At 62.0% G+C, this 19,156-nt stretch carries 17 protein-coding genes and 1 pseudogene; 13 read left to right on the top strand and 5 right to left on the bottom strand.

Features of this window, described 5'->3' with window-relative positions:
- Window positions 1–78: 78 nt before the first annotated feature.
- Window positions 79–381 (top strand): annotated as a pseudogene (locus tag DWF74_RS18735) (putative hydroxymethylpyrimidine transporter CytX); the annotation flags it as partial.
- Here DWF74_RS18735 and DWF74_RS18740 read toward each other — a convergent pair.
- Window positions 353–1,096 carry an RsiV family protein gene (locus DWF74_RS18740; protein WP_102862887.1) on the bottom strand — a complete coding sequence of 248 codons (744 nt, stop codon included), beginning with the start codon at window positions 1,094–1,096 and terminating at the stop codon, window positions 353–355. The pseudogene DWF74_RS18735 and the gene DWF74_RS18740 overlap by 29 nt on opposite strands.
- A gap of 225 nt (window positions 1,097–1,321) precedes the next feature.
- On the opposite strand from DWF74_RS18740, the gene DWF74_RS18745 reads away from it, so the two are divergent.
- The 9 genes from DWF74_RS18745 (at window position 1,322) to DWF74_RS18785 (ending at window position 10,578) form a co-directional block, all read left to right on the top strand.
- Window positions 1,322–1,939 carry an NUDIX domain-containing protein gene (locus tag DWF74_RS18745; protein WP_102862888.1) on the top strand — a complete coding sequence of 206 codons (618 nt, stop codon included), beginning with the start codon at window positions 1,322–1,324 and terminating at the stop codon, window positions 1,937–1,939.
- Window positions 1,930–2,382, top strand: a complete 453-nt coding sequence (locus DWF74_RS18750) for a DUF1249 domain-containing protein (RefSeq protein WP_011058915.1) — start codon at window positions 1,930–1,932, stop codon at window positions 2,380–2,382. The genes DWF74_RS18745 and DWF74_RS18750 overlap by 10 nt, the downstream gene beginning before the upstream one ends.
- A gap of 99 nt (window positions 2,383–2,481) precedes the next feature.
- Window positions 2,482–3,297 (top strand): 3',5'-cyclic-AMP phosphodiesterase, encoded by an 816-nt coding sequence (cpdA, locus tag DWF74_RS18755; RefSeq protein ID WP_115581474.1) that lies wholly within the window; start codon window positions 2,482–2,484, stop codon window positions 3,295–3,297.
- A 67-nt stretch (window positions 3,298–3,364) separates the two neighbouring features.
- Complete coding sequence (locus DWF74_RS18760) at window positions 3,365–3,973, top strand: YqiA/YcfP family alpha/beta fold hydrolase (RefSeq protein ID WP_102862890.1); 609 nt, start codon at window positions 3,365–3,367, stop codon at window positions 3,971–3,973.
- 43 nt (window positions 3,974–4,016) lie between these two features.
- Window positions 4,017–5,921: a DNA topoisomerase IV subunit B gene (gene parE / locus DWF74_RS18765; protein WP_102862891.1), complete on the top strand. Its 1,905-nt coding sequence runs from the start codon at window positions 4,017–4,019 to the stop codon at window positions 5,919–5,921.
- A complete protein-coding gene (locus tag DWF74_RS18770; protein ID WP_115581475.1) occupies window positions 5,921–6,904 on the top strand; it encodes an esterase-like activity of phytase family protein in 984 nt (327 codons plus the stop codon). The genes parE and DWF74_RS18770 overlap by 1 nt, the downstream gene beginning before the upstream one ends.
- Complete coding sequence (locus DWF74_RS18775; RefSeq protein ID WP_102862893.1) at window positions 6,901–7,422, top strand: retropepsin-like aspartic protease family protein; 522 nt, start codon at window positions 6,901–6,903, stop codon at window positions 7,420–7,422. The genes DWF74_RS18770 and DWF74_RS18775 overlap by 4 nt, the downstream gene beginning before the upstream one ends.
- 7 nt (window positions 7,423–7,429) lie before the next feature.
- Entirely contained in the window at window positions 7,430–9,688 is a 2,259-nt protein-coding gene (gene parC, locus DWF74_RS18780; RefSeq protein ID WP_102862894.1) for a DNA topoisomerase IV subunit A, read from the top strand.
- A 179-nt stretch (window positions 9,689–9,867) separates the two neighbouring features.
- Window positions 9,868–10,578 (top strand): PqiC family protein, encoded by a 711-nt coding sequence (locus DWF74_RS18785; RefSeq protein ID WP_102882020.1) that lies wholly within the window; start codon window positions 9,868–9,870, stop codon window positions 10,576–10,578.
- Between the two features lie 224 nt (window positions 10,579–10,802).
- On the opposite strand, the gene DWF74_RS18790 is transcribed toward DWF74_RS18785, so the two are convergent.
- On the bottom strand, window positions 10,803–12,329 hold the full coding sequence (locus tag DWF74_RS18790; RefSeq protein ID WP_102862896.1) for an AhpA/YtjB family protein: 1,527 nt from the start codon (window positions 12,327–12,329) through the stop codon (window positions 10,803–10,805).
- Window positions 12,330–12,462: 133 nt separating this feature from the next.
- Between DWF74_RS18790 and serB the strand changes: the two genes are divergently transcribed.
- Entirely contained in the window at window positions 12,463–13,677 is a 1,215-nt protein-coding gene (serB, locus tag DWF74_RS18795) for a phosphoserine phosphatase SerB (RefSeq protein WP_102862897.1), read from the top strand.
- A gap of 72 nt (window positions 13,678–13,749) precedes the next feature.
- On the opposite strand, the gene asd is transcribed toward serB, so the two are convergent.
- Genes asd through DWF74_RS18810 form a run of 3 tightly spaced genes read right to left on the bottom strand, consistent with a single transcriptional unit; the run spans window position 13,750 to window position 17,026 of the window.
- Window positions 13,750–14,610, bottom strand: coding sequence for an archaetidylserine decarboxylase (gene asd / locus DWF74_RS18800; RefSeq protein WP_102862898.1), 861 nt, complete (start codon window positions 14,608–14,610; stop codon window positions 13,750–13,752).
- Between the two features lie 18 nt (window positions 14,611–14,628).
- Window positions 14,629–15,444 (bottom strand): thiosulfate sulfurtransferase, encoded by an 816-nt coding sequence (gene rhdA / locus DWF74_RS18805; RefSeq protein WP_115581476.1) that lies wholly within the window; start codon window positions 15,442–15,444, stop codon window positions 14,629–14,631.
- Window positions 15,445–15,487: 43 nt separating this feature from the next.
- Window positions 15,488–17,026, bottom strand: a complete 1,539-nt coding sequence (locus DWF74_RS18810) for an HDOD domain-containing protein (protein ID WP_115581477.1) — start codon at window positions 17,024–17,026, stop codon at window positions 15,488–15,490.
- Between the two features lie 166 nt (window positions 17,027–17,192).
- On the opposite strand from DWF74_RS18810, the gene motA reads away from it, so the two are divergent.
- Window positions 17,193–18,044, top strand: coding sequence for a flagellar motor stator protein MotA (gene motA, locus DWF74_RS18815; protein ID WP_102862901.1), 852 nt, complete (start codon window positions 17,193–17,195; stop codon window positions 18,042–18,044).
- A 3-nt stretch (window positions 18,045–18,047) separates the two neighbouring features.
- A complete protein-coding gene (gene motB, locus DWF74_RS18820; RefSeq protein WP_102862902.1) occupies window positions 18,048–19,112 on the top strand; it encodes a flagellar motor protein MotB in 1,065 nt (354 codons plus the stop codon).
- Window positions 19,113–19,156: the final 44 nt, after the last annotated feature.

Raw genomic sequence — 19,156 nt, forward strand, 5'->3', positions numbered from 1 at the left:
CTCCTGTTCTTTCTGAGATAGATCCCTTGAGCAGGGCAAGTACCTGCTATCCCGATCTCGCGGAGCCGGCCGACCAGCGCGTGTTTGGCGCCATTGGCCCGATACCAGAACTTCCTGCTGTTGATCGGCTCGGCATTTGCGCTGTTGTTTGGCGTGGTGCTGGTGGATCACTTCATCCTGCGTCGCCGCAGCGGGCAGATCCCGCACTCAGCCCTGCGCTGGACGGCGCTGCCGGCCCGGTTGGGTGGGGTGAGCACCTGTCACCTGCTGGCCAATTTGTATCCGGATGTCGGTGCAACCCTGCCGTCACTGGTACTGGCAGGGCTGTTGCAGTGGCTGCTGGGGCGGGCGTTCAGTTCTCGGGAAACAGCTCGGGCTTGAGCACGCCCTTGAGGCGGTCGTAGGGAATCTGCAATTCGATATGACCCAGAACTGAGGGCGCGATGGTGGTGACGTCGTACTTGAGGGTCACGGCTTTCTGGGTCAGGGCCACGTTCGGGGTTTTCTGGAACGGCCAGGTCTTGACGAATTCGGCTTCGCGATCCAGGTGGGTGCTGATCAGCCAGTTGTTGTGGGCAACCCGCGCAGCCTTCCAGAACATGTCCTCCTGGCCGGGCAGGAGCATGTCTGCCAGGTTCAGGGCCTTGTGTTGCTGGCGCGAGTAGTTGACGAAGCCCCGTCCCGGGGTGCCATTGGCGGCGCCGGTGTCCAGGTAGCTGGCCAGTTCGATGATCACCAGTCCGTCATGCTGCTCGCGTACCTTGGATTGCAGGTACATGCCGTGGCGGTCTGCTGCGCTGCGCAGGAACTGTTCGCGGTAGGCGCTGAGGCTGGCCGGCAGTGGGGCGTCGGGGCTGGTGCGGGTCATTTGCAGCAAGCGTTTTTCGACGATGGCGTCCAGTTGCGGCTCGGCGGGAAAGTGCACGGTGTCAAGGTTGACCAGTGGGCAGTCGGCACCACTGCAGCCGGGCTTGAGTTGTTCGGATTTCTCGCGCTTGGTTTCCAGTGGGGTGTTGTAGCTTGGCTGAAACAGGCTTTGGCAGGCGCCCAGGGTCAGGGCGATACAGGCCACGGAGGCGATTTTGACAAGCGACATGGGCGTCCTTCATAAACCAGGGGGGAGGCAAAAGTTACCGGCTTCGACTGTCTGCGAGGCAGTCGGTTCGCCACTAAGCTCAATAGAAGCAATTAGAGTAGGTTTAGCCCCTCGCCGTCTATCCCGCTGAGGGTAAAGGGGCTGCATCGGCAGCCGCGGGCGCGTTAGGATGGCGCGAAGTCGAGGGGGATCCTCGGGTCGAATACGCTGTACACGAGGATTGTTATGACTGACTTTGCCAACTCCACGCCAAGTGCCGTTGAGATCATCCGGCGTGAAAACTGCTTCCAGGGGTTCTACCGGCTCGATCGCTTGCAATTGCGCCACGAGTTGTTCGCCGGTGGCATGGGGCGGGAAATCAATCGTGAAGTCTTTGTCCGTCACGATGCGGTCTGCGTACTGCCGTACGATCCGCAACGCGATGAAGTGGTGCTGATCGAACAGTTCCGCGTTGGCGCCATGGGCAAGACCGCTACGCCCTGGCTGGTGGAACTGGTGGCCGGGCTGATCGACAAGGACGAGCAACCGGAACAGGTTGCTCGGCGTGAGGCACAGGAGGAAGCTGGCCTGGACATCTCTGCGCTGTGGCCGATGACCCAGTATTTTCCGTCGCCGGGGGGCAGCACCGAGTTCGTCCACCTGTTCCTGGGCCGTTGCGACAGCAGCGCTGCCGGCGGGCTGCATGGGCTGGAAGAGGAGGCGGAAGACATCCGGGTTTCGGTGATGGCTTATGAGGATGCGTTGCAGGCCATGCGTGACGGGCGGATCTGCAATGCCGCCAGCATCATTGCCTTGCAGTGGCTGGCGCTCAATCGCGCTGAAGTGAGGGGGTTATGGTCGTAAACAAGGTACGCGACCGCTATCGGGTTGATCTCGCGGGGCTGCAAGCGTCCTGCGAGGCCAACTACGCTCGGCTGATGCGCCTGTTGCCTGACATGCGCAATCAGCCTGTGGCACGGCGCATTGCCGTGACCCAGGGCGACCAGATGCTCGGCGTACTGGCCCTGGAAGTGGTGCTGGCCTGTCCCTACACCACCACCTTGCAGGTGCGTCAGGAGCACAGCTTGCCGTGGCTGCCCGTGCCGCAACTGGAAGTGCAGGTCTATCACGATGCGCGGATGGCGGAGGTCATCAGTGCCGAGCATGCCCGGCGTTTTCGCAGCATCTATCCCTATCCCAATGCCTTCATGCATCAGCCGGATGAAAAGGCTCAGTTGAATGTCTTTCTTGGGGAGTGGCTGAGTCATTGCCTGGCCTGCGGCCACGAGTTCGAAGCCGTGCGATAGATGTGAACTGGGTCCGTTTCCCAGGTTTCCTCTTTTGCATTTCCCCCAGCATAATTGCCGCCTTCATCATGCTTTGTGCCCTTGCTCCGGGAGAACGCCGTGCCAAGCGTATCCGCACTGACTGCCGACGATTCCGTACTGCTGGTGCAACTATCTGACAGCCACCTGTTTGCCGACGCTGATGGCACCTTGCTGGGCATGAACACCGCCGACAGTCTGCAGCGAGTCATCGAGCAGGTGCTGGCGCAGCAGCCGCGGATCGACCTGATGCTGGCCACCGGTGATCTGTCCCAGGACGGTTCCCTGGAGTCCTATCAGCGCTTTCGTCAGTTGACCCGACAGATTCCGGCACCGGGCCGCTGGCTGCCGGGCAACCATGACGAGCCGCAGGTCATGCAACTGGCGACGCAGGACAGTGACTTGCTGGAGCCGGTAATGGATATCGGCAACTGGCGCATCACCTTGCTGGACTCGGCGGTGCCCGGCTCGGTGCCGGGTTACCTGCAGGACGACCAACTGCAATTGCTGGCTCACTCCCTGAGCGAGGCGCCTGAGCGCCATCACCTGATCTGCCTGCACCATCACCCGGTATCCATTGACTGTACCTGGATGGAGCCCATTGGCCTGCGCAACGCCGAGGCACTGTTCGCCGTGCTCGATGCTTTCCCTCAGGTCCGTGCCTTGCTCTGGGGGCATGTGCATCAGGAAATCGATCGCCAGCGCGGCGCCATGCGGCTATTGGCCTCACCCTCGACCTGCATCCAGTTCGAGCCCGGCAGCGACGACTTCAAGGTCGAGGAGCAGGTGCCTGGCTATCGCTGGCTGCGGTTGTGGCCCGATGGACGGTTGGAAACCGGTGTGGAACGGGTCCTGGGCTACGAATTCACCATCGACTACGGTAGCAACGGCTACTGAAGCGGCTTCGTAACCTGTCGTCATCCCTGTAAACTGCGGCTTTTGCCCAGGTGCACAGGGAGTTCGCATGTCCGGTTCGATCCTTTATATCCACGGCTTCAACAGTGCTCCCGCGTCGACCAAGGCCTCTCAGTTGCGGCGTGTCATGGAGCAGCTGGGGCTGGCTGAACAATTGCGGGTACCGGCCCTGCATCATCATCCGCGACAGGCCATTGGCCAGCTGGAGCAGGCGATTGCCGAGCTCGGTCGACCATTGCTGGTCGGCAGCTCGCTCGGCGGCTACTATGCGACTCACCTTGCCGAGCGCTACGGGCTCAAAGCCCTGCTGATCAACCCTGCTGTCAGCCCGCACCGGATGTTCGACGGTTATCTGGGCACGCAGAAAAACCTGTATACCGATGAAACCTGGGAGCTGACCCATGACCATGTGGCGGCCCTGGCAGCGCTGGAAGTCGCGCCGCCTCAGGACCCACAGCGTTATCAGGTGTGGTTGCAGACTGGGGACGAGACGCTGGACTATCGCAGCGCCGAGCGCTATTACCGTGCCTGCGCCTTGCGCATTCAGGCCGGCGGCGATCATAGTTTCCAAGGTTTTGCCGGACAATTGCCGGCGATGTTGAATTTTGCCGGCATCACTGCCGATCAGTACCAGGCGATCGACTTCACGGCACTGTGAAGGCCTCGCCCCATATTCATTGAACGACTAACGACGAGAACCCATGGCCACTCCCAGCGCTAGCTCTTATAACGCAGACGCCATCGAAGTCCTCTCGGGACTCGACCCGGTGCGCAAACGCCCGGGCATGTACACCGACACCACGCGGCCCAACCATTTGGCCCAGGAAGTCATCGACAACAGTGTCGACGAAGCCCTGGCCGGCCATGCGAAGTCGATACAGGTCATCCTGCACGCCGACCATTCCCTGGAAGTCTGCGACGACGGCCGCGGCATGCCCGTGGACATCCACCCGGAAGAGGGCGTGTCCGGGATCGAGCTGATCCTCACCAAGCTCCATGCCGGCGGCAAGTTTTCCAACAAGAACTACCAGTTCTCCGGCGGTCTGCACGGGGTGGGTATTTCCGTGGTCAACGCCCTGTCGCACCAGGTGCGGGTTCGGGTCAAGCGCGACGGCAACGAATACCAGATGACCTTCGCCGACGGCTACAAGGCCACCGAGCTGGAAGTGGTCGGCACCGTGGGCAAGCGCAACACTGGTACCAGTGTGTACTTTGCCCCGGACCCGAAATACTTCGATTCGCCGAAATTCTCCGTCAGCCGCCTCAAGCATGTGCTCAAGGCCAAGGCGGTACTGTGCCCGGGGCTGCTGGTGAGCTTCGAGGACAAGTCCAGCGGTGAGAAGGTGGAGTGGCATTACGAAGACGGCTTGCGCTCCTATCTGGTGGATGCGGTCAGCGAATTCGAACGCCTGCCCAGCGAGCCGTTCTGCGGCAGCCTGGCCGGTAACAAGGAAGCGGTGGACTGGGCCCTGCTGTGGCTACCGGAAGGTGGCGACAGTGTTCAGGAAAGCTACGTCAACCTGATCCCCACGGCCCAGGGCGGTACCCACGTCAACGGCCTGCGCCAGGGCCTGCTGGATGCCATGCGCGAGTTCTGTGAATTCCGCAACCTGCTGCCCCGTGGCCTGAAGCTGGCTCCGGAAGACGTCTGGGAACGGATCGCCTTCGTCCTGTCGATGAAGATGCAAGACGCCCAGTTCTCCGGCCAGACCAAAGAGCGTTTGTCGTCCCGTGAGGCGGCGGCTTTCGTTTCCGGTGTGGTCAAGGACGCCTTCAGCCTGTGGCTCAATGCCAATCCCGAGCTGGGCATGCAACTGGCGGAGTTGGCCATCAGCAACGCCGGTCGCCGCTTGAAGGCCAGCAAGAAGGTCGAGCGCAAGCGCATTACCCAGGGCCCGGCGCTGCCCGGCAAGCTGGCGGACTGCGCTGGCCAGGACCCGATGCGTTCCGAGCTGTTCCTGGTGGAGGGTGATTCCGCGGGTGGTTCGGCCAAGCAGGCACGGGACAAGGAATTCCAGGCGATCCTGCCGTTGCGCGGCAAGATCCTCAACACCTGGGAAGTGGACGGCAGCGAAGTCCTGGCCAGCCAGGAAGTGCACAACATTGCCGTGGCCATCGGCGTCGATCCCGGCGCCGAGGACATGAGCCAACTGCGCTACGGCAAGATCTGCATCCTCGCCGACGCCGACTCCGACGGTTTGCACATCGCCACCTTGCTCTGTGCCTTGTTCGTCCAGCATTTCCGCCCGTTGGTGAATGCCGGTCACGTCTATGTGGCCATGCCGCCGCTGTACCGCATCGACCTGGGCAAGGACATCTTCTACGCCCTCGATGATGCCGAGCGCGACGGCATTCTCGATCGCCTGGTGGCCGAGAAGAAGCGCGGCAAGCCCCAGGTCACCCGATTCAAGGGGCTGGGTGAGATGAACCCGCCGCAACTGCGTGAAACCACCATGGACCCGAACACTCGGCGCCTGGTGCAGTTGACCCTGGACGACGTCGAGGCCACCGCAGAAATCATGGACATGCTGCTGGCGAAGAAGCGCGCCGGTGATCGCAAGTCCTGGCTGGAGTCCAAGGGCAACCTGGCCGAGGTGCTGGCCTGATGCACAGAGGTTTTGCCCTGGCCCTAGCGCTATTGGCAACCTCGGTGGTGGCCGCGCCAGTGCCCGAACTGACCTTGTTGTCCGAGCATCCTGTGGAAGGCATGCGCGGCGGCAATCTGTCCGGGCTGGCACTCTGTGGCCAGGATTTGTGGACGGTTTCCGACCGCGATGACGATCAGATCTACAAGCTCGATACCCGCGACAGTGCCTGGCAGGCCGATGCCGTCAAGCTGGAGGTGCCTGCAGTACCCGATACCGGCTTGCCCTGGGGCTTGAAGTCACGGACCTGGGCGGCGTCCTTCGTGCGTGGTGGCGACCTGGATTTCGAAGGCATCTCCTGCGACGCCGCCGGCAACAAGTATGTGATCAGCGAGGCTCATGCCGCGGTGCTACAAGTGCCGGCGCAAGGCGCGCCGGCCTGGTTGAAGATCTCCCCGATCATGGTCCGTGAAGCGCGGGCCAGTGGCATGCTCCTGCATTTCAACGCCTTGTTCGAAGGCCTGGCGGTGAACCCTGCCGGCGACCGGATCTGGTTGGCGGCGGAGCGTGAGCGGCGCGGGCTGTTGCTGGTCAAGCGCGGGCAGACCACTTGGGACTGTGATGGTGGTTGCGTGCTGCTCAGTGAGGCAGGCTCGGAAATGCAGCCGGAGCAGGTGCCCAATGCCAAGGCGGTGTCCCGGGATTTTGCCGACGTGTCGCTGTTCGACGGCAAGTTGTTCACCCTGGAGCGTAACGCCTATCAGATCTGTCGCCGGGATGCGCAGACCGCGAAGGTCGAGCAGTGCTGGTCCTATGCCGCCGAGGCGCTGGTGGAGCATCGACGTTATCCACAGCCCTATGGGTTGGCGGAAGCCTTGGTGGTGGATGCCAAGGGGGCCTGGATCGGTGTGGACAACAACAATGGAGCCCGCGCCGATGGCGAGGCCCGTCCCATCGTCTGGCGTTTTGCGGCGCCTGAAGGTGGCTGGAGTAGCAAGTCATGAGCCAGCAACCGGGCAAGAGTGCCGGGCGCGTGATGCTGATCATGGCCTGGGCCGCTGCGCTGTTTCTGGCCACGCGGTTCTTCGCTGATTGGGAGGCCCGTCAGGAGAACCCGAACACGGTCGTCAGTTCGCAACAACATGAGGGTTATATCGAAGTGAAACTGGTCGGCAACGGCCAGGGGCATTTCGTCGCCAGCGGCCATATCAACGGGCAGCCGGTGCAATTCATGCTCGATACCGGCGCCACCGAGGTGTCGATTCCTTCCGGGCTGGCCGAGCGCCTGGGCCTGGAGCGCGGGGTGCCGGTCACCCTGAGCACGGCCAACGGGCGCAGCGAGGGTTATCGGACCCGTATAGAGCGTTTGCAACTGGGGGATATCGTTCTCCAGGACGTCAGGGCCCTGGTGGCCCCGGGGCTCGACGGCGACCAGATTTTGCTGGGCATGAGCGCTTTGAAGAAACTTGAATTTACTCAGCGCGGCGGCACTATGCTGCTGCGCCAGACAACGAACCAATGAGGCCCGCATGAGCGACTCCCTTGATCTCAGCCTGGATGGCGTAGAACGCCGGTCACTGGCTGACTTCACCGAAAGTGCCTACCTCAACTACTCCATGTACGTGATCATGGACCGTGCTTTGCCGCATATCGGCGACGGCCTGAAACCGGTACAGCGGCGTATCGTCTACGCCATGAGTGAGCTGGGGCTGGATGCCGATTCCAAGCACAAGAAATCCGCGCGTACCGTGGGTGATGTGCTCGGTAAGTTCCACCCTCACGGGGATTCCGCCTGCTACGAAGCCATGGTGCTGATGGCACAGCCCTTCAGCTATCGCTACACGCTGGTGGACGGCCAGGGCAACTGGGGTGCGCCGGACGATCCCAAGTCCTTTGCGGCCATGCGTTACACCGAGGCGCGTCTGTCGCGCTATTCCGAAGTGCTGCTCAGCGAGCTGGGCCAGGGCACTGCGGACTGGGGGCCGAACTTCGACGGCACCTTGCAGGAACCTCTGGTATTGCCGGCGCGTCTGCCGAATATCCTGCTCAACGGCACCACCGGTATCGCCGTGGGCATGGCCACCGACGTGCCGCCGCACAACCTGCGGGAAGTGGCTTCGGCCTGCGTGCGTCTGCTGGACGAACCCAAGGCCACGGTGGAGCAGCTCTGCGAGCATATCCAGGGGCCGGATTACCCCACCGAAGCGGAAATCATCACCCCGCGCGCCGACCTGCTGAAGATCTATGAAACCGGCCGTGGCTCGGTGCGCATGCGCGCCGTGTATCGGATCGAGGATGGCGACATTATTGTCACCGCGCTGCCGCACCAGGTCTCCGGGGCCAAGGTGCTGGAGCAGATTGCCGCGCAGATGCAGGCCAAGAAATTGCCGATGGTGGCCGATCTGCGGGACGAGTCGGACCATGAGAACCCCTGCCGCATCGTGATCATCCCGCGCTCCAACCGGGTCGATCCCGATGAGCTGATGCAGCACCTGTTCGCCACCACCGAGCTGGAATCGACCTACCGGGTCAACATCAACATCATCGGTCTGGACGGCAAGCCGCAGTTGAAGAACCTGCGGGCGTTGCTGGTGGAATGGCTGGAGTTCCGGGTGGCCACCGTGCGCCGGCGCCTGCAGTTCCGCCTGGACAAGGTCGAGCGTCGCCTGCATCTGTTGGACGGTTTGCTGATCGCTTACCTCAACCTGGATGAGGTGATTCACATCATCCGTACCGAGGAGCATCCGCGGGCCAAGCTGATCGAGCGTTTCGCCCTCAGCGAAATCCAGGCCGACTATATCCTCGATACCCGCCTGCGGCAGTTGGCGCGTCTGGAAGAGATGAAGCTGCGGGCCGAGCAGGATGAATTGCTCAAGGAGCAGGCCAAGCTGCAAGCCCTGCTCAACAGCGAGAGCAAGCTCAAGAAGCTGGTACGTACCGAATTGCTGCAAGACGCACAAACCTACGGCGACGACCGTCGTTCCCCGATCGTCGCCCGTGCGGAAGCCAAGGCACTGTCGGAAAACGAGCTGATGCCCACCGAGCCGGTGACCATCGTTCTGTCGGAAAAAGGCTGGGTTCGCTGTGCCAAGGGGCATGATATTGACGCCACTGGTTTGTCCTACAAGGCCGGTGACGGTTACAAGACTGCTGCTGCGGGGCGTTCCAACCAGTTCGCGGTGTTCATCGACTCCACCGGCCGCAGTTACTCGGTGGCGGCCCACACGCTGCCATCGGCCCGTGGTCAGGGCGAGCCGTTGACCGGTCGTCTGACGCCGCCACCGGGTGCGACGTTCGAGTGCGTACTGTTGCCCGATGACGATGCCTTGTATGTGATCGCTTCCGACGCGGGCTATGGCTTCGTGGTCAAGGGCGAAGATCTGCAGGCCAAGAACAAGGCGGGCAAGGCGCTGTTGAGCCTGCCGAACAACGCCAAGGTCCTGGCGCCGCGGCCGGTGGCCGACCGCGAGCAGAACTGGCTGGCCTCGGTGACCACCGAGGGGCGTCTGCTGGTGTTCAAGATCAGCGACCTGCCGCAGTTGGGCAAAGGCAAGGGCAACAAGATCATCGGCATTCCCGGTGAGCGTGTGGCCAGCCGCGAAGAGTACGTCACCGACATCGCGGTACTGCCCGATGGCGCGACCCTGGTGTTGCAGGCGGGCAAGCGCACCTTGTCGTTGAAGGCCGATGACCTTGAACACTACAAGGGCGAGCGCGGGCGTCGTGGCAACAAACTGCCTCGCGGTTTCCAGCGGGTCGATGCGTTGTTGGTAGAGCCGCTCAGTTAAGGGCGGGCTAGAGCGTTCGATCTTGGACTTAAGCGCCAGATCAACGCTAGAACACTGGAGTCATGGCGCATATTCACGGATGATATGCGCGTTTCAAACGCTGGCGTGGCCGGGCGTTATTCAATTTTTTTGAGTATTTACACTGTGGCCAGCCTTGTGGCCGCCACTTGGATGGGATGATGACTGCTCTGCGCCTTCCTCTTGTTTTCTTGCTCGCGGGCGTTTTTGGCCTGGCGGGTTGCAGCGTACACCAGCCGGTGTCGCTGTATCAGCTGGACAGCGGAAGTCCAGCCCAGCCGGCCAGTGCCGGCATGTCGGTATTGTTGGGGCCGGTGTTGATCGCTGACTACCTGCAACGGGAAACCCTCTTGCAACGCCAGGACGATGGCAGCCTGCAAGCCTCCACCGATGGCCGTTGGGCCGGTAGCTTGTCTTCGGACATCGACCAGTTGCTGCTGCGCCAGGTGGCCGGCCATCTGGACAGCCAGCGCGTGGTACTGGCGCCGGCCACCAGCGGCTTCACTCCGGATGTCCAGGTACTGCTGTCGATCACTCGCCTGGATTCCGGCAAGTCGCAACCGGCGGTACTGGATGCTCAGTGGCGCCTGATCGATCGTCGTGGTCAGGTGCGGGACAACCGCATTGTTCACCTGCAGGAGCAGCATGCGGGTACCACGGCGTCTCAGGTCCAGGCCCAGGGCGTGTTGTTGCAGCGTCTGGCCGAGCAATTGTCGGTCGCCCTCAAACCCTTGGCCAATCAGCCAGCGGTGGCAGAAGTGCCACGCAAGGCGCCGCCGGCACCTGCGCCCAAGCCTGCCGAGCATGAGAAGCAGCCGAAGATCCCAATGGCCACGCCAATCCGTACGGATATGGAAGTGTTCAGATTCTGAGTTGAGCCGCTGCAAGACAAGGCCCGCCTAATCCGCGGGCCTTTTCGTTACTGGCTGTGGCAGGTGTTTCATATGGCCAGCACCATCCTTGTGGTCTGCGAGCAGGCCGCAATCATGCCTCGCGCTGAAGCTCCTTCGGGGCTTGTCGCAAGCTGCGTTAGTGGCTACACGAAGGCCACAAAAAAGCCCGCACTTGGCGGGCTGTTTCTTGCACGGTGCCAGCCTTACAGCTTGGCCCGTGTCTCATGCATGCGCGCCAATTGCCGTTCCAGCATTGACGGATAGGGCTCCATCAGCCGTTCGACACAGCAAGCTCCTTCCGGGCTGGCGATAGGGCGGATACGCGCGCGCTGACGGATCAGCGCGTCGTCATTGATCTGGCGCTCCACCAGCAGCAGATTGCGGCTGTGCTGGGATAGCGCCAGGGCGTCCTGGGCGGTTTCGGTCAGCAGCAGGTCGATCTGGCTCAGGCCGAACAGTCCTTCGCCCAGCGTCAGGCCCAATTGCAGTTGCAGGGTGATGCCGCTGTCCGCCACTTCGATCTGCAGGGCATGGCCCAGAGCACGCAACAGCTCGCCGCAGCAAATGGCGTTGGTGAGGTAGTCGTCGCCGCTGTCTTCGCTATGGAACAGCATCAGCGTGCTGCCATCGTTCAGGGTGTGCAGTTCGCTCTGGTACAGCGAGGCCGCCTGGTCGAGGCAATCACGATAGCGCTCCAGCAGTTCCATCAGCCGCGCGCGGGGCAGGCGGCGCAGTTGCTCCTGGGCTCCCAACTGCACTGCGAGTACTGCGCTGTGCTGAGGCTGTGCCGGGACCTGGGGTTGCAGCGCAGGTTTGGGGGCGGGAGTCGACGAGTGATCACGCAGGTCGGCGAACGGATCTTCTTCGTCCAGTTCGTCCTCCTCGGCGCTGACCAGATGCCGTGGCGCAGGCTTCAGACCGGCGAGCGGGGTGCTTTCATCAAAGCTTGGGTCACGCAGGTTACGCACTTCGAATGCGGCTTCGTGTTCCTCGTCATCCTGCTCTTCGAGCTCTGGCTGCGGCTCTGGCTCGGGCTTTTCCGGTACCAGGCGAGCGTGCAGTTGGCGCGCCAGATCACCAATTTCGTCCTGGCGCTGGGTCGCCGGGGTGTGCTCATCCAGGTCCCGCAGCCAGACCCGCAGTTGCAGCAGCGGGGTGGAGATGTGGCGACCCAGGCGCAGGCTCAGGGCCAGAGCCAGGGCCAGCAGGATGGCGCTGAGAATGCCCATGCTCTGCAGGCTGATGGTCATCGGCTGCTGGAACTGCGCCATGTCCAGGCTGATCCGCAGGTTGCCGGCGGTCACGTCCTGGAAGGTGATCTTGGTCTGGTAGACGCCCTCGGTTTCACCCAGCAGGCTGCTCTTGGGGCGTTGCCCGGCTTCGGCGAGGATGCGGTTGTCGACGCTGTAGATCGCCGCATGGGCCACCAGCGGGTTCTTGGTCAGGTTGTTGAGCAGGACGTTGAGGCTGAGGATGTCATTGGACACCAGCAGCTCGGTGGCCGAAGTGGCGGTCTGGGTGGTCAGGCTCTGACCCAGGGCGTCGGCTTGTTCGTGCATGGCTTGCTTGAACTGCAGGCCCATCACACCGGCATAGATCACCAGGGCCAGGGCGACCAGGATCACGTTATGGCTGGCAATGCGCAATGCAATCGGCACACGGCGGTGGCGCAGTGCACGGAAGATCAGCAGGAAGAAATTATCGGTTTTAACTGGCGTGGGCCGGTTCACTGAGCTCGGCTCTTTTGTCCGTGAAGTTGACGCGCAGTATAGCGACAGGCCCTAGACCGGCAAAGCGCTGGCTGTGCCCGATGGTCACCGAAAGTGGGTAGAATGCGCTTTTTTTCCACCTCGGGGGTGCGCCTTGCGCGAAATTGTCCTGATAAACATCACCGGTGAAGATCGTCCCGGTCTGACTGCGGCCATTACGGGTGTTCTGGCCCAGGGTGGTGTGAACATTCTCGACATCGGTCAGGCGGTGATCCACGACACCTTGTCGTTCGGCATCCTGGTTGAAATTCCCAGCAACGAGCAGAGTTCGTCGGTGCTCAAGGACATTCTGTTCACCGCCTACAAGCTCGATCAGCAGGTGCGTTTCACACCGGTGTCCGAGGAGGACTACCAGCAGTGGGTCGACGGGCAGGGCAAGCAACGCCACATCGTCACCCTGCTGACGCGCAAGGTCACCGCCGAGCAGTTGCAGCGTGTGAGTTCGATCACTGCCAAGTATGGTCTGAACATCGATCACATCGATCGCCTGTCCGGGCGCATGCCCCTGGATATGCCAGCCGATCAGGGCAAAGGCTGCATCGAGTTTTCGGTGCGTGGCGAAGCCGCCGATCCGCAAGCCCTGCGAGCCGAATTCCTCAGTGTGGCCCAGGAGCTGAACGTCGACATCGCCTTCCAGGAAGATTCGCTGTTCCGCCGCAACCGCCGCCTGGCGGTGTTTGACATGGACTCGACGCTGATCGAGGCCGAGGTCATCGACGAGCTGGCCAAGGCGGCAGGCGTGGGTGAGCGGGTGGCAGAAATCACCGAGCGGGCCATGGCCGGCGAGCTGGATTTTCGTGCCAGTTTCAAGGAGCGCCTGGCGTTGCTCAAGGGGCTGGACGTCAGCGTGCTGGATTCCATCGGCGCGTCCCTGCGCCTGACCGAGGGCGCCGAAACCCTGTTTGCCGAGCTCAAGCGCCTGGGCTACAAGACCGCGATTCTCTCCGGCGGCTTCACCTACTTTGCCAAGCAGTTGCAGGCCAAGCTGGGTATCGATTACGTGTTCGCCAACGAGCTGGAGGTGGTGGACGGCAAGGTCACCGGCGTCGCCATCGAGCCGATTGTCGACGCTCAGCGCAAGGCCGATCTGCTGCGCGAGCTGGCCCACAAGGAAGGCCTGCGCCTGGAGCAGACCATCGCTGTGGGTGATGGCGCCAACGATTTGCCGATGCTGGGAATTGCCGGCTTGGGCGTGGCGTTCCGTGCCAAGCCGCTGGTCAAGCAATCGGCCAAGCAGGCGATCTCGACCCTGGGTCTGGACGGCGTGCTGTATCTGCTGGGTTTCCGCGACCGCGACGGGCAGCTCTGAGTCCCGGGAAAAATCCCCGCCCATAAAAAACGCCGCTGATCAGCGGCGTTTTTTGTGTCCGGCATTCAGGTCTCAAGCCTTGGGCAGACCCATACCCTGGCCCATCCGCACTGGCGAGCCGGCGGCCAGTTCTTCAGCCCACTGCACCTGATCCGGGCCAAACAGCACGATGGCCGTGGAGCCCAGTTTGAAGCGCCCCATCTCTGCGCCTTTTTCCAGATGGATAGGCGCGCGGGCTGCTTCGTCGTAGCGCACGGTCTTGAGCTCGCGTTTGGGTGGCGTTACCAGACCGGCCCAGACGGTTTCAATCGAAGCGACGATCATTGCGCCGACCAGTACCAGCGCCATCGGGCCGCGCTCGGTGTCGAAAATGCACACCACGCGTTCGTTGCGGGCGAACAATTCCGGGACATTCTCGGCGGTGGTCTGGTTGACCGAGAAGATCCGCCCGGGCACGTAGACCATTTCCCGTAGGGTGCCGGCCAGGGGCATGTGCACTCGGTGATAGTCCTTGGGCGACAGGTAGACGGTGGCGAAGTCACCGCCCATGAAAGGCGCGGCCAGGGCCGGATCGCCACCCAGCAGTTCCAGCACGCTGTAGCTGTGGCCCTTGGCCTGGAATACCCGGCCGTGTTCGATCGGCCCCAGTTGGCTGATGGCACCGTCGGCGGGGCTGAGGATTGCGCCTGGGGTTGGGTCCAGCGGGCGTGCGCCCTCTTTCAGGGCGCGGGTGAAGAAGGCATTGAAATGTTCGTAGGCCGTCACATCCTCCACTTGGGCTTCGGACATGTTCACTTGGTACTGCTTGGCGAACCAGCTGGTGAATGCATTCTTGAACCAGCGCACACGGCACTCGGCAATGCAGCCGGCCAGGCGTGACAGCAGGTGATGAGGCAGCAGGTACTGACTGAGGATGAACAAACGCTTTTTCATTGGGGGTCCTTAAAAACCTTAAATCTCTACGGGCGTATCGGGATGATTGCCCCATTCGCCCCAGGAGCCGGCGTAGCCCTTGACCCGTGGGTAGCCCAGCGCCTTGGCCACCAGATAGGTGAAGCCCGAGCGGTGGTGGGTCTGGCAGTGGGTGATCACTTCTTTGTCTTTGCTGATGCCCAGGTCCGCGAGGATCTGCGGCATGTCGCGGCGGATGCGCAGATGGCGCGCCTGGTCCATGCCGGCGGTCCACTCGAAGTTCACCGCACCGGGAATGTGTCCGCCCTTGGCGGCCAGGACTTTCTCCCCGGAGTATTCCAGCGGGCCGCGAGCGTCCCAGATGGCCAGGTCAGCTGCACCGAGACGGCTTTGCAGGTATTCGCGGGTGGCGGTGGGTTCGTCATGCAGGATCAGGGGCACTGGGCCGCCTGCCGGGGCCGGGACTTCGGTGGTCACTGGCAGGCTTTGTGCCAGCCAGGCCGTGAGGCCGCCGTCCAGATAGTGGTAGCGACTGTGGCCGATCACGTCCAACAGCCAGATGAAGCGGCCGGCCCAGCCTCCGCCTTCGTCGTCATAGACCACGTAGACCGCGTCCGGGTTGTGCCCGAGCTCGCCGAAGAGCGCTTCAAGTGCGTTCTGTGGCGGTAGCAGTCCGGGAGCGGGGGGCTGGCCGAGCTGGGTGCGCTTGGGGTCGACGAAGCGCGCCCCGGGAATATGCCCGGTTGCATAGCGGGCAGCGCTGGTCAGGTCGACCAGGATCAGTTCGCGGGCGTCGAGGCGGGCGAGCAAGTCGCTCGGTTCGATGACCAGCGGCAAGCCAGAGAAGTCAGACATGTCAGGTCCCCAGGGCACAAAGGGAAGGATTGTAGCGCAAGCGTCATTGGCTGCGGTTGGTAAAGCTATGCAAGGCTTTTTCGATGCACTGAGCGGTCTTGCCGAACGCCTGGACGCTGATTTCCGAGAACGGAACGCCGCCCTGATCGGCCACGGCCAGCATCAGTACCCGGCCGTTGCACGATAGGGAACGCATCAGCAGGTGCTCGCCCCGAAACAACTGGCGCAAGGAGGTTGGCAGGTGGGCGGAGAACTGCCCATTGTTGGCCGGCGTCAGGCGCACCTGGGCAGATTTCTCCAGCAGGCGTTGCAGGACCGTGCTCTGTTTGGCCTGCAGTGTCAGCCCTGCTGTTTCCTTGGGCAGACCATAGAGTTGCTGTACCCGCAGGTGGCTCTGGCTGCGGTCCACCATCAGTAACAGCACTCGACGCATGCCGCAGGCCACCAGGGCATCTCGGGCAAAGCTGGTGAGGTGCACGGCATTGGTGAAGGGGCTGGGTTCCAGTAGAAGTTCGCTGCAGAGCTTGCGCCATTTGGCCAACTCCTCGGCTGTCGGAGCCGGTACCGGCTGTTCACCGTTGTGCAGGCGCCGGACATCCCAGGGCCAGATCAGGGCCTGGGCCGGGTGCCAGAGATCGGGTTGGCTGTCATTGCGAGCGCTGGTTACGGCCTGCTGGTGTAGCTGTTGCTGGACCTGGGCGACCGGCATTTGTAGATACAGGCCGGTAAGGTTTTGCCAGCGTCGGCCATGAGCGTTGTTCCAGGAGTGCTGCGCCGCCAAGGCCAGGCCGTTGGCCAGCAGGACGCAGTTGGCTGGCTGGTTCAGCCAGCGCTGCAGGTCCGGATCGGCATCCAGGCGCTGTTGCTGGCGCAGCGGATGTTCGCTGTCGCGGGCGATCAGCATGACCTTGGCCAGTTGACGCTGCTCCTGGGTCAGCAGGCGATAACCCTGCCGAACCCAGATTGGCAGGTGCCAGGCATGGACCAGGGCCTGGCACAATTCCATCAGCCGAACGCCGAACAGTTGCATTTCTACCTGACGAGCCGACTCGTGCTTATAGATGACTCGCAGTTCCCATTCTTCCACGAGCTTGGGGTAGACCAGGGCCATGGCCCACAGTGGCGAGAGGAACAGCAGGCTGCCCCAGTGAATGTCCTGCCACAGTCGGGCCAGGCGCCCGGCGAAAAAACCGTTGGCTTGCTGGGTGGCGTGCTGGCTGATCAGTTGCAACTGACGCAGAGCCTGCGGAATCTGTTCCTCTGGCAGGGTGGGCAGTTGTTCGAGCAGTTCTTCGGTGCGCTTGAGTCCCAGGCGGTTGACCGCGACCTCCAGGTTTTCTGCCGGTTCGCTCATGCTGCCGTGGGAGTGCCGGTTGGCTTCGCGGATCACGCTCAGGGCCAGCGCCGGGCTGTTTTGCATCAGTTCGGCAATGTCCCGCAGCGAACTGCGATTGTTGGCGATGGCTTTGCACACTCGATCATGGCTGGCTTGCGGCACGGGCAAGCGCACGCCATTGAGGAGCTTTACCCAGGCGTCGAGAGAGGTGGGCGGGGAATGTGGGACGTTGGTTTCATTAGACATGGTCGGGCGCAATCATCGTCTGCTGTGAACACGCCCAGAGCGGGCCAAACTGGCTTTTCGCCTTAACTGGCTATAGTCTGGCGCAGTTTTGCCGATAAGTAGAAGAAGAGTTTTAAGAACTTCCGAATATGACCTTGAACCCGACTCAGTAAGTACTCTCCTACCTATGGCTAAAATTATCGGCATCATCGTCGTATTCGCGAGCGTGCTCGGCGGATACGTGCTTTCACACGGCAAAATCGCGGCACTGATCCAGCCTTTCGAGGTTTTGATCATTGGTGGTGCTGCCTTTGGCGCATTCCTCCAGGCCAACCCAGGCTATATGACGATGCATGTCATCAAAAAGTCGCTGGGTATGTTCGGTTCGCGCTTCACTCACACCTTCTATCTGGAAGTGCTGGGGCTGATCTACGAGATCCTCAACAAAAGTCGTCGCGAGGGCATGATGGCCATCGAGGGTGACATCGAGGACGCTGCGGCCAGTCCGATTTTCGCCAAGTATCCTGCGGTGCTCAAAGATGAGCGCATGACCGCATTTGTCTGTGACTACCTGCGCATCATGTCCTCCGGCAACATGGCTCCTCACGAGCTGGAAGGGTTGTTCGACATGGAACTGTTCAGTCTCAAGGAAGACCTTGAGCATCCCTCCCATGCAGTTACCGGGATCGCCGATGGCATGCCCGGTTTCGGTATCGTGGCGGCGGTATTGGGGATCGTGGTAACCATGGCGTCCCTGGGGGATGGCGACCAGGCGTCCATTGGCTTGCACGTAGGTGCGGCGTTGGTCGGGACCTTCTTCGGTATCCTCGCGGCCTATGGTTTCTTTGGTCCGTTGGCCACTTCCCTGGCGCACGATGCGAAGGAAGAGCTGAACGTCTACGAAGCCATCAAGGCGTCCCTGGTCGCTTCGGCTTCCGGCATGCCGCCTTCGCTGGCGGTGGAGTTCGGGCGCAAGGTTCTGTACCCAGCGCACCGTCCTAGCTTCGCCGAGCTGGAACAAGCGGTTCGCGGTCGTTAAGTCATGGAAAATAATCAGCCGATTATCATCAAGCGCGTCAAGCGCTTCGCTGGCGGGCATCACGGGGGCGCTTGGAAAATCGCCTTCGCCGACTTCGCCACGGCGATGATGGCGTTCTTCCTGGTGCTGTGGCTCTTGTCCACCGCAACCCCGGAACAGAAGATCGCCATCGCCGGTTACTTCAAGGACCCGATCGGCTTCTCGGAAAGCGGCACACCCTACATCATTGATCTGGGTGGCTCTCCCGAACTGGCGCCGGATAACACCCTAAACCCCGAGATCAAGTCCCAGCCGCAACCGGACAAGGTCACGGTGGATGCCGATCAGGTGGAGGGCATGGCCGAGCAGGTGGAGCGCGAGCGTCTCGAACTGCTGCTACAAGAGTTGCAGAACAAGGTTGAAGAGAATCCCCAACTGCAGAAGTTCAAGGACCAGATCCTCTTCGAAATCACTCCGGACGGCTTGCGGATCCAGATCATGGATGCCGAGAACCGGCCGATGTTCGACTCTGGCAGCGCACGTCTGAAGCCGTATTTCGAAGACATCCTGCTGGCCATGGCCGACACCATCAAGGCGGTGCCGAACAAGATCAGCATCAGCGGTCATACCGATGCCACGCCTTATGCCGGCAGTGGTGAGTTCGGCAACTGGGAACTGTCCGCCAACCGTGCCAACGCTGCGCGTCGGGCTCTGGTGGCTGGCGGTTATCCCGATCCGCAAGTGGCGCGGGTGGTGGGCTTTGCCTCCTCTGCGCTGTTCGACCGCAAGAATCCGCTCAACCCGGTCAACCGGCGGATCGATATTGTGGTGCTGACCAAGAAGGCCCAGCGCGCAATCGAAGGCGAGCAGACCGATCCAAACGCTCCTGCGCCCAACCAGGGCACTGGGGCGCCAGGTGAAGTGCCGGGTGCGGCGGCGGACCCGAATGCCTTGCCGCCGGGTAGCGAGCCGTTGCCCGCTCATGAAGTGCGCCAGCGCATGAACATCTTCGAGGATGGCGTATTGAAGATGGATGAGCAGGGATCGGCCGGCCAGGCGCCGGCTCCCAAGCCGGGAACCGTCAGGTGACAAACAACAAGGCCGCGAAGATCGCGGCCTTGTTGTTTCTACGG

Origin of the sequence: Pseudomonas protegens (genome assembly GCF_003363755.1) — a bacterium.
GTDB lineage: Bacteria > Pseudomonadota > Gammaproteobacteria > Pseudomonadales > Pseudomonadaceae > Aquipseudomonas > Aquipseudomonas danubii.

Excerpts from the sequence above, each read along its gene's own strand:
- DWF74_RS18775 (WP_102862893.1), top strand. The coding sequence starts at position 6,901 with ATGAGCCAGCAACCGGGCAAGAGTGCCGGGCGCGTGATGCTGATCATG.
- motB (WP_102862902.1), top strand. The coding sequence starts at position 18,048 with ATGGAAAATAATCAGCCGATTATCATCAAGCGCGTCAAGCGCTTCGCT.
- rhdA (WP_115581476.1), bottom strand. The coding sequence starts at position 15,444 with ATGTCTGACTTCTCTGGCTTGCCGCTGGTCATCGAACCGAGCGACTTG.
- DWF74_RS18770 (WP_115581475.1), top strand. The coding sequence starts at position 5,921 with ATGCACAGAGGTTTTGCCCTGGCCCTAGCGCTATTGGCAACCTCGGTG.
- DWF74_RS18740 (WP_102862887.1), bottom strand. The coding sequence starts at position 1,096 with ATGTCGCTTGTCAAAATCGCCTCCGTGGCCTGTATCGCCCTGACCCTG.
- DWF74_RS18760 (WP_102862890.1), top strand. The coding sequence starts at position 3,365 with ATGTCCGGTTCGATCCTTTATATCCACGGCTTCAACAGTGCTCCCGCG.
- motA (WP_102862901.1), top strand. The coding sequence starts at position 17,193 with ATGGCTAAAATTATCGGCATCATCGTCGTATTCGCGAGCGTGCTCGGC.
- DWF74_RS18785 (WP_102882020.1), top strand. The coding sequence starts at position 9,868 with ATGACTGCTCTGCGCCTTCCTCTTGTTTTCTTGCTCGCGGGCGTTTTT.
- parC (WP_102862894.1), top strand. The coding sequence starts at position 7,430 with ATGAGCGACTCCCTTGATCTCAGCCTGGATGGCGTAGAACGCCGGTCA.
- DWF74_RS18810 (WP_115581477.1), bottom strand. The coding sequence starts at position 17,026 with ATGTCTAATGAAACCAACGTCCCACATTCCCCGCCCACCTCTCTCGAC.
- asd (WP_102862898.1), bottom strand. The coding sequence starts at position 14,610 with ATGAAAAAGCGTTTGTTCATCCTCAGTCAGTACCTGCTGCCTCATCAC.
- parE (WP_102862891.1), top strand. The coding sequence starts at position 4,017 with ATGGCCACTCCCAGCGCTAGCTCTTATAACGCAGACGCCATCGAAGTC.
- DWF74_RS18745 (WP_102862888.1), top strand. The coding sequence starts at position 1,322 with ATGACTGACTTTGCCAACTCCACGCCAAGTGCCGTTGAGATCATCCGG.
- DWF74_RS18750 (WP_011058915.1), top strand. The coding sequence starts at position 1,930 with ATGGTCGTAAACAAGGTACGCGACCGCTATCGGGTTGATCTCGCGGGG.